This is a genomic window from Plantibacter sp. MPB07 (genome assembly GCF_046619465.1).
Classification (GTDB): domain Bacteria; phylum Actinomycetota; class Actinomycetes; order Actinomycetales; family Microbacteriaceae; genus Plantibacter; species Plantibacter auratus.
In genome coordinates this window covers 3,180,159-3,192,357 of sequence record NZ_CP177043.1, presented here as the reverse complement: position 1 = coordinate 3,192,357, position 12,199 = coordinate 3,180,159, and the positions used below count along the sequence as shown (strand labels likewise).

Here is a 12,199-nt window from a genome sequence, read left to right as displayed (position 1 = left end):
CGAGGCATTCGTGAGCGCGCCCCTGTGACGTGAGCGCGGGCCTCCGGAGGGGCGCACTCACGCCGCAGGGGCACGGTCGGGTCAGCGCACCGCGCTGGCCGCAGGGATCACCAGTCGTGGACGGTGCCGTCGGCGAGACGGTTGTAGGGCAGGTAGGCGCGCTGGTACGGGTACTTGCCCGCCTCGTCGACGTCCAAGTCGACACCGAGGCCGGGCGCATCCCCGGGGTGGAGCATGCCGTTCTCCCAGGTGTAGGACTGCTGGAACACCGCGTCGGTCTTGGCGCCGTGCTTCATGTACTCCTGGATGCCGAAGTTGTGGATCGACAAGCCCAGGTGCATCGCGGCGGCCATCCCCACCGGCGAGATGTCCGTCGGTCCGTGCATGCCCGACTTGATCTGATACTGCGAGGCGTAGTCGAGCACCTTCTTCAGATGGGTGATCCCGCCGGTGTGCGTGACCGCGCTGCGGACGTAGTCGATGAGCTGCTCGCGGATGATCTGCTGGTAGTCCCACACCGTGTTGAAGATCTCCCCGATCGCCAGCGGCGTCGTCGTGTGCTGCCGCACGAGGCGCAACGCCTCCGGGTTCTCCGCCGGCGTGCAGTCCTCCAACCAGAACAGGTCGTACGGTTCGAGGCTCTTGCCGAGCTTCGCGGCCTGGATCGGCGTCATCCGGTGGTGCCCGTCGTGCAGCAACGGCAGTTCCGGCCCGAACTCGTTCCGCACCGCCTCGAACACCGTCGGCAGGTGACGCAGGTACGACCGGGTGTCCCAGTCCTCCTCGTTCGGCAGGCCACCGCGCTGCGCCGGCTCGTGGTCGTAGCGGACGCCGGTGTTGCCCTCGAAGGTGGCGTTGGAGGCGATCCCGTAGATCGACTTCAGCCCGGGCACCGCCGTCTGGATCCGGATGGCCTTGTAGCCCTGCGCCTGGTGCTCGCGCACGCTGTCGAACAGCTCCTCGTTCGTCTTGCCCGACGCGTGCCCGTAGGCGAGCAGCCCCGTCCGGGACGCCCCGCCCAGCAGCTGGTACACCGGCATGCCCGCAGCCTTGCCCTTGATGTCCCACAGCGCCATGTCGACCGCCGCGATCGCCGCCATCGTCACCGGACCCCGCCGCCAGTACGCCGAGCGGTACAGGAACTGCCAGGTGTCCTCAATCCGCGACGCATCGCGCCCGAGCAGCAGCGGGACGACGTGCTCGGTCAGATACGCCACCACAGCGAGCTCGCGCCCGTTCAGCGTCGCGTCCCCGAGGCCGGTCAGGCCGTCATCGGTCGTGAGCTTCAGCGTCACGAAGTTCCGGTCGGGACTCGTGACGATGACCTCGGCCTTGTCGATGTTCATGGGTACTACTCCTTCGTGCGTTGCGGCCGATGTGGCCGGGGTGGTTCCGACGGACTGCGGGTCGGCTGCAGCGGCGGGTGTCAGGGGTTCCGTGGGCGTCCGGTCAGCTCGTCGACCAGGTGCTCCAGCTCGGTGACGAGCGTGGAACCGTCATCCGGCTCCGAGTCGAGGAGGCGGGGATCGATCAGGCGCACGAGCGCCACGGCCCGCTCCCGGCCGTGGAACCGGAGTGCCTCGGCGACCGCGGCACCGCTCGCATCGCCCGGGCGGTCGTCGCCCTGGACGGCCGCCACCCACGCGGCGATCACGCGCAGGGACCCGGTCCCCGGCCGACCGGCGGCCCGTTCCGCGAGGAGGGTCGACACGATCCGCACCCGCAGCTTGGTGACGCCCTCGAGGGCGATCTGCTGCAGTCGATGCTCGATGCGCGCGTTGTCGAAGCGCTCCAGGAGTGCGGTGCGATACGCCGTCAGCCCGAGGTCGTCCGGCAGGTGGCGCTCCGTCTCGTCCCAGTACTCCTCGACCCAGGCCCGGCACTGCTCGTCGCCGACCGCCTCGGCGACCGTCGCATGATCGCGCAGCGGGCCCGCATAGGCGAGGAGGCAGTGGGCGCCGTTCAGCAGCCGCAGTTTGCGTTGCTCGTAGGGCTCGAGGTCGTCGACGAACCGGGCACCCGCGGACTCCCACGCCGGCCGCCCGGCGGGGAAGTCGCCGCTCAGCACCCAGTCGGTGAAGGGCTCGGTGACGACGGGAGCGGCATCGGCGAATCCGGTGAGGGTCGCGGCCGCCGCTTCGTCGGCAGGCGTGGGACGCGGCGTGATGCGGTCGACCGAGGACGAGACGAACGAGACCTCGTCGGCGATCCACCGAGCGGTCTCCGGGCGGACCCGGTCGGCGAGGGCGAGCATCGCGCGACGGACGAGCGCGCCGCCGTCGGCGATGTTGTCGCACGGCAGGATCGCGATCGGACCGGCCCCGGCACGACGACGGGCTTCGAGGCCGAGGAGCAGTCTGCCGAGCGTCGTCGTCGGTCGGACGTCGCGGAGGTCCGCCCCGCCGTCCAAGGCGTCCGACAGCAGAGCGACGTCCCGCTCGACCGCCGGATCCGACGCGTCCGGCTTGCCCTCGGCATCGAGCCGGTACCCGGACTCGGTGACGGTGAGGGTGACGATGGCGGTGGTCTCAGCGGCGAGGAGGTCATGGAGCCGTGCGACGTCGGCACCGTCCCGCGCCTCGACGATCGAACCGACGATCGTGGCCGAGTCGCCGTCCGCCGAGCGCTCGACGACGGTGTAGAGGCAGTCCTGAGCATCCAGATCGACTGCGGCCTGCGGGCTCCGGCCGGTGAAGGCGGCGATGCCCCACTCGTGATCGGGGTCGACGAGCTGGGTGTACCAGGCCTGATGGGCACGGTGGAAGGCGCCGAGTCCGAGGTGGACGATCCGGACCGGCGCCGATGGGAACTCGGGCAGCCGCACGCGGGACAGACGCGGGACCGCCGGCTCCCCCGGCGCTCCGGCAGCGCTGTCGACGTTCGTCACGGTGCTCACAGCTTGAACACCCGTCGCGGCTGGTCGACGACGAGGTCGAGGATGATGCGTTCGGCCGTCGCCTCGTCGATCCGCCCCTCCCGCACGAGTCGCGCGAGGAAGGACGCGTCGAGGCGCCGGGACATGTCGTGTCGGGCGGGGATCGAGAGGAACGCCCGCGTGTCGTCGATGAACCCCGATCCGCGTGAGAACCCTGCCGTCTCCGTCACGGCGGACCGGAAGCGCAGGACGGCGTCGGGCGCGTCGAGGAACCACCACGGCGCGCCGATGAAGACACTCGGGTAGAACCCGGCGAGCGGCGCGATCTCCCGCGAGTAGCTCGTCTCGTCGACGCTGAAGAGGACGAGGTGGAACCCCGGAGCCGTGCCGAAGCGCTCCAGCAGCGGACGCAGGGGGCGGACGTAGTCGGTGCGGACCGGGAGGTCGTGCCCGGTGTCCGGTCCGAAGCGGGCGAGCGTCGGCGTGTGGTGGTTGCGGTGGACGCCGGGGTGCACCGTCATGACGAGGCCGTCCTCGACGCTCATCCGGGCGCTCTCGAACAGCATGTGGGCGGCGAACCGCTCGAGGTCCGCGGCGTCGGCAGTGCCCGACAGCGCGCGGTCGAACAGCGCTGCGGCGTCCGCCTCCTCGAGTTCGAGCGTGAGTGGCTGCGGGACACCGTGGTCGGCGGACACCGCCCCGTGCTCGATGAAGTGGCGACGGCGCCCGGCGAGCGCTTCGAGGTAGCCGCGATAGCTGCCCTCCGGCGTCCCGTTCCAGGCGGCGAGCGAAGCGACCCGCTCCGCCCACCCGGCCTTCGCCGGATCGAGGTACGCGTCGGGCCGGAAGGTCGGCAGGACGCGCCCGCTGAAGGTGGGGTCCGCTGCGAGGGCGGCATGCGCGGCGAGGTCGTCCATCGGGTCGTCGGTGGTCGCGAGCACCTCGATGCGGAAGCGGTCGAACAGCGCACGCGGACGGAACGCCGGCGCCTGGAGCGCGTCCTGGATCGTGTCGAAGAGCCGGTCGGCGTTCGCTCCGTCCGGCTGCTCCGTGACGCCGAACTGCTCACCGAGGATCGAGCTCAGCCAGTAACCGGAGGCGGTGCCGGCGTACAGGTGCCAGTGCTCGCAGAACCGTCGCCAGGCGTCCCGCGGCGCGGCGACGGCACCACCCTCCGCGAGGTCGGGCACACCGACGTCCGCGAGGGAGAACCCGGCGGCGTGCAGCAGGCGGGTGACGTAGTGGTCGTGCCGGAGGAACAGCTCGGTGGCGTTCGCGAACGGGGTGTCCTCGACGAGGATCGCCGGATCCACGTGCCCGTGCGGCGAGATGATCGGCAGGGCGTCGACCGAGCGGTAGAGCGCCCTGGCGACGTCGCGCGTCCCCGGGTCGGCGGGGAGGAGGCGGTCTGGATCGTTCTGCAGCGTCGTCGGCACGCCTCCATTGAAACGGTGAGGCCTCCGTCTGTCAACCGATTGCCACACCCTGCTGGCAATCGCTTGCCGGAACGCCGACCGTCTGCGAGACTGATCCCGCTTCCGACCGGAACCGTCGTGGTCCAGGACCACTGGAACGCGTCAGCGACGCGAGGAGCAGACCCGGCTATCACAGGAGATTGCAGTGGCAAGCAGCGTTCGTATCGACATCGCGACCGCCCAGCGGCACCCGCTCACGGGGTACGGCGTGATCGTCCCCTCCGAACGCATCCCCGGTGCGTTCGCGTCCGGAGCCGACTACGCGGAACCGACCATCGTCGGCAACCTCATCGTTGCCGACGGAGCCGGGTGGACGCGCCACCCCGACTACGACGTGAGCGTCCGACGCGGCTCGTTCGCGATCCTGTTCCCCGGCGACCTGTCGCTCGCCGACCCCGGCTTCCCGGCGGAACGCGTCACCGCGTACCTCGACGCCGTCATGCCGATCATCGGTTCGGTCTCGGAGCCCGGCGCGAAGATCGTGTTCGGGAGCGGTACGGCGCGCACCATCCCCACCGGGGTGGACGTCGCGGCCGCCCGCGCGAGGTTCGCAGAGGTCGTCGTCGAGACGCGCGACACGGCGGAACGGAACGGACTGCAGATCGTCCTCGAGCCGCTGAACCGTGACGAGACGAACCTGCTCAACTCGCTCGAGGAGACGGTCGCCTTCCTCGACGAGTTCGGGATCGACCGTGTGCCCGTCGTCGCCGACCTCTTCCACATCATGCTGGAGGAGGAGCCGCTCGCCGTCGTCCAGGCCCTCGGCGCCCGCATCGGACACGCCCACATCGCCGATGCCGGACGACGGCCGCCCGGCCAGGGCGACTGGCCACTCACCGAATTCATCACGGCCCTCCGAGACGGCGGCTACGACGGCCCCATCACCGTCGAGTGCCTCTTCGAGGACTTCGAACCGGAGCTCGAGGCCGCCCTCGCGCACCTCCGTCGGCTCGCCTGAGCCGGCACGGACACCGACGCACCCCACGCACAGAACTGGAGCGAACCCCCGCATGTCCCGACCGCACCGCATCGCCATCGCCGGCGCCGGCATCATCTCGAAGCAGCACGGCATCGTCATCGACCAGTTGCGCGACGAGCTGGAACTCGTCGCCGTCGCCGACCCGGAGCTCGCGAAGGCGGAGGCCCTCGTCGCCGAGCGCGGCGGACGGGCGTTCACGACCCTCGCGGAGGCGCTGGCGCAGACCGACCCCGACATCGTCGTCGTCTGCACGCCCACCGGTCTGCACGCCGACCTCGCCATCGAGGCGCTCGAGGCCGGCAAGCACGTCATCATCGAGAAGCCGGCCGACGTCACCGTCTCGCGGACGGACGACATCATCGCCGCCCAGGAGCGCGCCGGTACCGTCGTGACCGTCATCTCCCAGCACCGCTTCGACCCGTCGACGGAGATCGTCCTCGCCGCCGCCGAACGCGGAGACCTCGGGCGCATCACCTCGGGCATCGCATCGGTCGACTGGTGGCGCGGGCAGAGCTACTACGACTCCGGCGACTGGCGCGGCACGTGGGCGCTCGACGGCGGCGGCGCACTCATGAACCAGGGCGTGCACACGGTCGACCTGCTGGTCGCCCTCCTCGGACGCCCTGTCGAGGTCTTCGGCTACACCGCGCTCCTCGCCCACGAGCGCATCGAGACCGAGGACGTCGCGGTCGGTGTCGTCCGCTTCGCATCCGGCGCGCTCGGCGTCATCCACGGCTCGACGGCCGTCTACCCGGGCCTCGTCGCGCGGCTGCAGGTCCACGGTGACCGCGGCTCCGCGGTCATCGAGAACGACCAGCTGACGTACTTCCACTCCACTCCCGCGGGGATGGAGCGCGCCGAGGCCTTCTTCGGCTCGCAGGGCAAGGACACGAACCAGGCGGCGCAGTTCGCCGACGAGACGCAGGCGGGCTCGAGCGTCGCCGGACAGATGTCGGACGCGCACCTGCGCCAGTACCGGAACGTCCTCGCCGCGATCCGCGGGGAGGATTCGCTCCGCGTGACGCTGGCCGAGAACCGCCAGGCGATCTCGATCATCACCGGTCTCTACGAATCCGCACGCACGGGCCAGCCGGTCCGCCTCGACGCCGTTGCGGCGGTGGCCCGATGAGCGCCCAGCGGACGAACCGGGTGGCGGCGAACCCCATCCCGTACTGGAGTGCGCGCGGCAAGACCCGCGAGGTGTTCGAGGAGGCCTTCGCCGACTTCCAGCGCATCGGGTTCACCGCGGTGAAGGCCGACATCCCCGAGGGCATGACCGCGGACGAGTACCGCACGTGGATCGGCGGCTACGGCCTCGCACCGTCGCTCAGCCTGTTCAGCAGCGCGTTCGACGAGACGGTCGACCCGGCCGAGGTCCTCGAGGCGGCGAAGGCGTTCGGGGCGGCCCAGGCCTCCCTCGGACTCGACCGGACGATGATCTCCTCGATGGCGATCCCGGCGCGCATGGCGACGCCGGCGATCGGCGCCGACTTCTCCCAGGAGCGCCTCGACCTGGCCATCGAAAACGTCGGCCGCACCTGCGAGGTCCTGCTCGCCGAGGGGATCCGTCCCCTGCACCATTCGCACGTCGGTGGTGTCTTCGAGACCGAGCACGAGATCCGCAGTCTGCTCGACACCCTCGGACCGGACCTCATCGGGTTCGGGCCCGACACCGGGCACCTCCGCTGGGCGGGAGCGGACCCGGTCGCGATGATCACCGACTACCGCGACCGCGTCGGCGGCATCCACATCAAAGATGTGTACGCCGATCACCTCGATGGCGCAGCGGACGGCGCGCTGAGCTACCACGAGACGTCGCAGACGAAGCGGCTGTGGGCGGAACCCGGGCTCGGTGTGCTCGACTTCGACGCGATCGTCGCGGCGATGCCCGCGGACTACGACGGGGACTACATGATCGAGGTCGACTTCCCGAGCGTCGAGAGCGTCTACGAGTCGCACCGCCTGTCGTACGAATGGGCCAGCCACGCACTCGATGTCGCGACCCGCTGACCAGGCCGCCCTGAGCCCGCACGCCGAGGCCGCGGCAGTACGATGGCTCAGGTCGCCGAGGGCGGCGATCGAGAGGAGCGGGCCCCATGAGCACCTCTGACGCATCCGCGGAGACGGTCGCTCCCGAGCCCGGAACGCCCGAACCCACGGCAGGGGCCGCGAGGACGAAACGTGCCGCGACGATCTACGACATCGCACAGCTCGCCGGCGTCAACCCGTCGACCGTTTCGCGGGCGCTGAGCCGCCCTGGCCGCATCAACGAGAAGACGGCGCAGAAGATCCACGACGCCGCCAAGCAGCTCAACTACGTCGCGAACCCCGCCGCCCGAGCGCTCCCCACCGGGCGCACCGGCACGCTCGGCCTCATCGTCGCCGACATCACGAACCCGATGTTCTTCGACGTCGTCCGCGGCGCGGAGCGTGAGGCCGCCGAGCGCAACTACACGCTCGTGCTCGCGGAGTTCAAGGAGTCGGCGGAGATGGAGCTGCTGACCGCCCGGCGGCTCATGCCGTCGGTCGACGGTCTCATCCTCGCGACCTCGAGGCTTCTGCCCGACGACGTGCGCGCGCTGGGCCAGGAGAAGCCCGTCGTCGTGATCAACCGTCAGGTCGACGACGTCGACAGCATCGTCGCCGACATCGACCCGGGCCTCACCGCGGCGATCGACCACCTCGCCGAGCTCGGGCACCGGAGGCTCGCGTTCGTCTCCGGCCCCGGTCGGTCCTGGATGTCGCGGCATCGGTGGAGCCGGACACGGGAGCTGTGCGCGGAGCGCGGCATCGAGACGGTGCGGGTCCCTTCGACGCAGCCCGACATGGCCGCAGGCAGGGCGGCAGCCACCGCCGTGCTCGAGACGGGTGCCACCGCGGTCCTCGCGTACAACGACCTCCTGGCCATCGGCATCATGCTGGAGCTGCGCTCACGTGGTGTCGAGATGCCCACCCAGCTGAGCCTCATCGGCTTCGACGACATCTTCGGTTCGGACTTCACGACACCGGCACTCACCTCGATCCGCAGCCCGCACATCGCCTCCGGCTCCTACGCCGTGCAGACCCTCTTCGCGCACCTCGGGGGCACCGCCGTCCCGACCATCACCGACCTCGCGACCACGCTCATCATGCGCGAGTCGACCGCTCCGCCGCCGGCTACGGACTGAGTCGGGGCGTCACCCAGCCCTTCGACAGGCTCAGGGACCGGGACGGTCCCTCGCCCGGGGACCGACCGCGGGGTACGCTCGATCCGATGATCGAGCTGAGCCCGCACCGGACGGCGTGGGCGACGGCGTTCCGACACGAGGCGGCGCGACTCTCGGACGTCCTCGACGGACGTGTCGACGCGATCGAGCACATCGGGAGCACCGCCGTCCCTGGTCTCGTCGCCAAGCCGATCATCGACCTCGCCGCGAGAGCGATGGCAGGCGTCGACCCGTTCGCCCTCGGACCGCTCCTGGCCGGGCTCGGGTACGAGCCGAACGCCGCGGGACCGAAGACGCATGCCGTGTACGTCCGCTCAGAGCGAGCCCGTCGCACGCACATCCTCCACATGTTCGGCCCAGACGCGTGGGAGCACTGCAACCAGCGGCTGTTCCGAGACAAGCTACTGCACGACGCATCCGCTCGGCGCCGGTATCAGGAGCTCAAGCTGGAGCTCGCCAGGACCGACGACGGCCGCGCCTACACGGCGGCGAAACTCCCGCTCATCGAAGCGCTGCTGAACGAGGAACGCACCGCGCGGGGCCTGCCGCCGACCGAGGCCTGGGACAAGTAGGGCCGCCCCTCGCGTGGTCCTCAGGCGACGAGCTCGATCTCGACGCGCGCGCCGAGCGGCAGCCCGACGACCGCGACCGTGGTGCGCGCAGGGTAGGGCGCCGAGAAGACCGTCTCGTAGACGCGGTTCATCGCGGCGAAATCGGCCATGTCGACGAGGTACACGTTCACCTTCACGACATCGCCGAAGCCTCGACCGGCGGCCGTCAGCACCGACTCGAGGTTGGCGAACACCCGCTCGGTCTGTGCCGCGACGTCGCCCTCGACGAGGGTTCCGGTCGAGGGGTCGATGGGCGTCTGCCCCGACAGGTGGAGTGCCCCGCTCGGGCCGGACGCCGCATGCGAGTACGGCCCGACGGGTTCGGGCGCGTGCGGGTCGGTCACGGTGGATCGGGTCATGGCCTCAGCCTAGGGAACGCGGGCGGGTTCCGATGGCGTTCGACGAGGCCAGCGTCGCACTCGGGTACTCGCCGAAGCGTCGCGAGTACCCGGCGGCGAACCGCCCCAGATGACCGAACCCCCACCGACGGGCGACGTCACCGACCGTCGTCCGTCCGGGGTCGGCGTCCCGCAGGTCGTCGCGGACGCGGTCGAGCCGGACCGCGCGGAGGTAGTCGGCCGGTGTCACGTCGAACTCCCGGCGGAACGCCGACTGCAGACTGCGGAGGCTCATGCCGGCCGCCGCTGCGACGTCCTCGGTGCGGATCGGCAGATGAGCGTTCGCGACGAGGTACTCCACCGCGGTCCGCGTCCGAGCGCTGGCGGCGACGGCCACCTCGGTCGGCGGCCGGAGCGCGAGGTGCGGGAACGTCTCGAGCAACGACACCGCGGCCGCTCGCCTGGCCTCCGCGCGCAGGAGCGCCGGGCTGTCGTCGTCGTAGACCACCCCTGCGACGGCCGCGACGGAGGCGTTCCATCGGTGGAGTCCCGCGCCCGACGGGCGGAACGTCGTGTCGAACCGGATCGGACCCACCGACCCCTCGGTCTCCCCCGCGACACCCTCGAGATAGGCGCCGCCGAAGTGCATCATGTTGAGCCGGTAGTCGATGAGGTCGAACTGCGCGGGGCGGTCGTTGGCGAACATCGCCGGCTGCCCGTGCAGGAACTTCATCGGCGAGCCGAGCAGGTCTGAGACGCCTTCGCCACGCGTCATCCAGGAGACCACGTACTCGCCCTGGGTGAACGACGCACCCGTGATCCGTCCCTCGACCTGCGAGGCACGGAGGGAGAGGTCGTCGTCGCCGGTGGAGGTGAAGCGGTATCCGAACTCGGCGGCGGTCGGCTCGACCGTCATCCCGCCGATCCGGTAGGCCTCGCGGTAGAGCTCGCGAGCGTCGTCGACGTCGCTCCCCGCGGCCTCGAACCGCTCCGCGGACCCTGGTTTCGCGCTCATCCTGCTCAGAATCCCACGACTGTGCCAAAGCTCCACTTCCGGGCGGTCGGCGTTCGTTTATCGGATAACGCCGGATCGCCGCCGAGCGCCAGGCGTCACCCGATGTACGAGGTGTCGGAGCGGGCCTCTCCCGCCACGACGGCAGTCAGGTCGACCTCGCGGCCGTCGAGGCGGAACGTGAACCGCCCCGTCTGTTCGACCGTCGGCGTCCCCGTGAGGTACTGGCGGAGTTCGGCGCGTTCGCTCTCGTGCAGCCAGACCACCGGGTCCGAGGTCGACTTGAACTCGAGGATGGCGGCGACGTCCTGGAGCATGCGACGTTCGACGGGGTCGAGGAGGTTCCGAGCGCTGCGGAAGTAGACGGCGTCGGGGTCGACCTCGTAGACGTCCTTCAGCCAGACGCGGTTGACGGAGTCGACGATGGAGTTCCACGCCCCGACGCCCGACGGGTCGCCGACGCGTTCGGCGTTGTCCCAGAACGGACCGACATCCGGCCCCACGCGCGCGCCGTCGAACACCCCGATGGACGGGATCATCGGGACGCCGCAGCCGAGCAGGTACACGTCGTCGCCGACGGTCTCCCTGATGAACGAGATCGCGTCCCGGTAGGCGGTTTCGCGGTGGACGTCCTGGTGCCGCCGCCCGGTGACGGCGCCCGCGTACATGAAGTCGAGCTTGAGGTAGCTGAAGCCCCACCCGGTGACGCGCTCGAAGACCTCGCGGAGGTGGTCCTGCACCTCCCGCTGGGTGGTGTCGAGCGAGTAGTAGTGGGAGTTCCAGTTGTAGCCGGTCGCAAGCGCTCGGCCGGCGTCGTCCTGCACGAGGAGGTCGGGGCGCTCCCGCGCGATCGTGGAGTCGGGAAGCGCGATCATCGGGGCGAGCCAGAGCCCCGGGCGGAACCCGGCTTCGGCGATGCGACCGGCGGTCGCCTGCATGCCCGACGGGAAGTCCGGTCCGGCCGTCCAGTCGCCCACGATCGGCTCCCAGCCGTCATCGAGCTGGAACACGTCGAAGGGGTACCCGGTGAGATCGGCGACGGTGCGGGCGACCAGCTCCTCGTCGATGCCCTCGTAGTAGGAGTACCAACTGCTCCAGACGCGACCGGCGCGCTGCGAGCGCCGCCCGAGCCGTTCGGACAGGATGGCCGCGTAGTCGGCGAAGGCCTGCTGCTCCGGTCCGAACGTGACGAACCACTCGGCTTCGTCGGTCTCGCTCCGCGCCCAGATCGTGTTGCGGTCGGCACCGACCCGGGGGTTGCCGAGCCCGAGGGTCCCGATGAGCAGGACGGTGCCGTCCGGTCCTGCGATGGCTCCGACGCCACTGCCGGAGTGGAGGTGCGGGGTCTCGTTGACCGCGTCGTCGGCGGTGAGCAGCCGGTCGGGGCTGTTCTTGATGCCGATGGTCTCGCCGTCGGTGGTGGTCCACCCGCTCGGGCTCCACGAGTTCCAGCCGTGCCGGTAGAAGCCGGTGTCGCCGAAGGGGTGGAGCAGCGCGACCGGGCCGGCGGGCACGACGAACCCCGTGCTCGTGGCGGTCGGTTCGCCGGCGAGGTTCGCGGGGATGCGGAGGTCACCGAAGGTGAAGGTGTGCAGCATGGCCGGCTTTCTGTGTGGGTGGGCGCTCCCGGGATGGACGCGGGACTCCCGACTGCCGCCGCGGGGCTGCCGCAGGTAAAGTCGAGGAGGCGGAGTTAATACTGC

11 protein-coding genes are annotated in these 12,199 nt (G+C 70.5%); 5 read left to right on the top strand and 6 right to left on the bottom strand.

Annotation, left to right across the window (positions count from 1 at the left end; all coding sequences use genetic code 11):
- Window positions 1-107 precede the first annotated feature (107 nt).
- From manD to uxaC, 3 genes are all read right to left on the bottom strand, one after another.
- Complete coding sequence (gene manD / locus ACLIME_RS14775) at window positions 108-1,346, bottom strand: D-mannonate dehydratase ManD (RefSeq protein ID WP_124767937.1); 1,239 nt, start codon at window positions 1,344-1,346, stop codon at window positions 108-110.
- 80 nt (window positions 1,347-1,426) lie between these two features.
- Window positions 1,427-2,887 (bottom strand): mannitol dehydrogenase family protein, encoded by a 1,461-nt coding sequence (locus ACLIME_RS14770; RefSeq protein WP_411557372.1) that lies wholly within the window; start codon window positions 2,885-2,887, stop codon window positions 1,427-1,429.
- 5 nt (window positions 2,888-2,892) lie between these two features.
- Window positions 2,893-4,311 carry a glucuronate isomerase gene (gene uxaC, locus ACLIME_RS14765; protein ID WP_411557371.1) on the bottom strand — a complete coding sequence of 473 codons (1,419 nt, stop codon included), beginning with the start codon at window positions 4,309-4,311 and terminating at the stop codon, window positions 2,893-2,895.
- 184 nt (window positions 4,312-4,495) lie between these two features.
- Between uxaC and ACLIME_RS14760 the strand changes: the two genes are divergently transcribed.
- The 5 genes from ACLIME_RS14760 (at window position 4,496) to ACLIME_RS14740 (ending at window position 9,107) form a co-directional block, all read left to right on the top strand.
- The gene (locus ACLIME_RS14760) at window positions 4,496-5,308 is read left to right on the top strand and encodes a sugar phosphate isomerase/epimerase family protein (protein WP_411557370.1); all 813 of its coding nucleotides are present in this window, start codon (window positions 4,496-4,498) and stop codon (window positions 5,306-5,308) included.
- 52 nt (window positions 5,309-5,360) lie between these two features.
- Complete coding sequence (locus tag ACLIME_RS14755; RefSeq protein ID WP_411557369.1) at window positions 5,361-6,458, top strand: Gfo/Idh/MocA family protein; 1,098 nt, start codon at window positions 5,361-5,363, stop codon at window positions 6,456-6,458.
- The gene (locus tag ACLIME_RS14750; protein WP_411557368.1) at window positions 6,455-7,339 is read left to right on the top strand and encodes a sugar phosphate isomerase/epimerase family protein; all 885 of its coding nucleotides are present in this window, start codon (window positions 6,455-6,457) and stop codon (window positions 7,337-7,339) included. Before ACLIME_RS14755 ends, ACLIME_RS14750 begins: the two co-directional genes overlap by 4 nt.
- A gap of 86 nt (window positions 7,340-7,425) precedes the next feature.
- On the top strand, window positions 7,426-8,496 hold the full coding sequence (locus tag ACLIME_RS14745; protein ID WP_192018933.1) for a LacI family DNA-binding transcriptional regulator: 1,071 nt from the start codon (window positions 7,426-7,428) through the stop codon (window positions 8,494-8,496).
- Window positions 8,497-8,582: 86 nt separating this feature from the next.
- Complete coding sequence (locus ACLIME_RS14740) at window positions 8,583-9,107, top strand: GrpB family protein (RefSeq protein ID WP_124767931.1); 525 nt, start codon at window positions 8,583-8,585, stop codon at window positions 9,105-9,107.
- Between the two features lie 20 nt (window positions 9,108-9,127).
- Here the strand turns inward: ACLIME_RS14740 and ACLIME_RS14735 are convergent, their stop codons facing one another.
- The 3 genes from ACLIME_RS14735 to ACLIME_RS14725 all read right to left on the bottom strand — a co-directional run bounded on the left by ACLIME_RS14735 (window position 9,128) and on the right by ACLIME_RS14725 (window position 12,094).
- Window positions 9,128-9,505 carry a RidA family protein gene (locus ACLIME_RS14735; RefSeq protein ID WP_079704440.1) on the bottom strand — a complete coding sequence of 126 codons (378 nt, stop codon included), beginning with the start codon at window positions 9,503-9,505 and terminating at the stop codon, window positions 9,128-9,130.
- Window positions 9,506-9,509: 4 nt separating this feature from the next.
- The gene (locus ACLIME_RS14730) at window positions 9,510-10,499 is read right to left on the bottom strand and encodes a helix-turn-helix transcriptional regulator (protein WP_411557367.1); all 990 of its coding nucleotides are present in this window, start codon (window positions 10,497-10,499) and stop codon (window positions 9,510-9,512) included.
- A gap of 95 nt (window positions 10,500-10,594) precedes the next feature.
- Complete coding sequence (locus tag ACLIME_RS14725; RefSeq protein ID WP_411557366.1) at window positions 10,595-12,094, bottom strand: glycoside hydrolase family 36 protein; 1,500 nt, start codon at window positions 12,092-12,094, stop codon at window positions 10,595-10,597.
- Between the last annotated feature and the right edge of the window lie 105 nt (window positions 12,095-12,199).

Excerpts from the sequence above, each read along its gene's own strand:
- ACLIME_RS14745 (WP_192018933.1), top strand. The coding sequence starts at position 7,426 with ATGAGCACCTCTGACGCATCCGCGGAGACGGTCGCTCCCGAGCCCGGA.
- manD (WP_124767937.1), bottom strand. The coding sequence starts at position 1,346 with ATGAACATCGACAAGGCCGAGGTCATCGTCACGAGTCCCGACCGGAAC.
- ACLIME_RS14735 (WP_079704440.1), bottom strand. The coding sequence starts at position 9,505 with ATGACCCGATCCACCGTGACCGACCCGCACGCGCCCGAACCCGTCGGG.
- ACLIME_RS14740 (WP_124767931.1), top strand. The coding sequence starts at position 8,583 with ATGATCGAGCTGAGCCCGCACCGGACGGCGTGGGCGACGGCGTTCCGA.
- ACLIME_RS14750 (WP_411557368.1), top strand. The coding sequence starts at position 6,455 with ATGAGCGCCCAGCGGACGAACCGGGTGGCGGCGAACCCCATCCCGTAC.
- ACLIME_RS14725 (WP_411557366.1), bottom strand. The coding sequence starts at position 12,094 with ATGCTGCACACCTTCACCTTCGGTGACCTCCGCATCCCCGCGAACCTC.
- ACLIME_RS14755 (WP_411557369.1), top strand. The coding sequence starts at position 5,361 with ATGTCCCGACCGCACCGCATCGCCATCGCCGGCGCCGGCATCATCTCG.
- ACLIME_RS14730 (WP_411557367.1), bottom strand. The coding sequence starts at position 10,499 with ATGAGCGCGAAACCAGGGTCCGCGGAGCGGTTCGAGGCCGCGGGGAGC.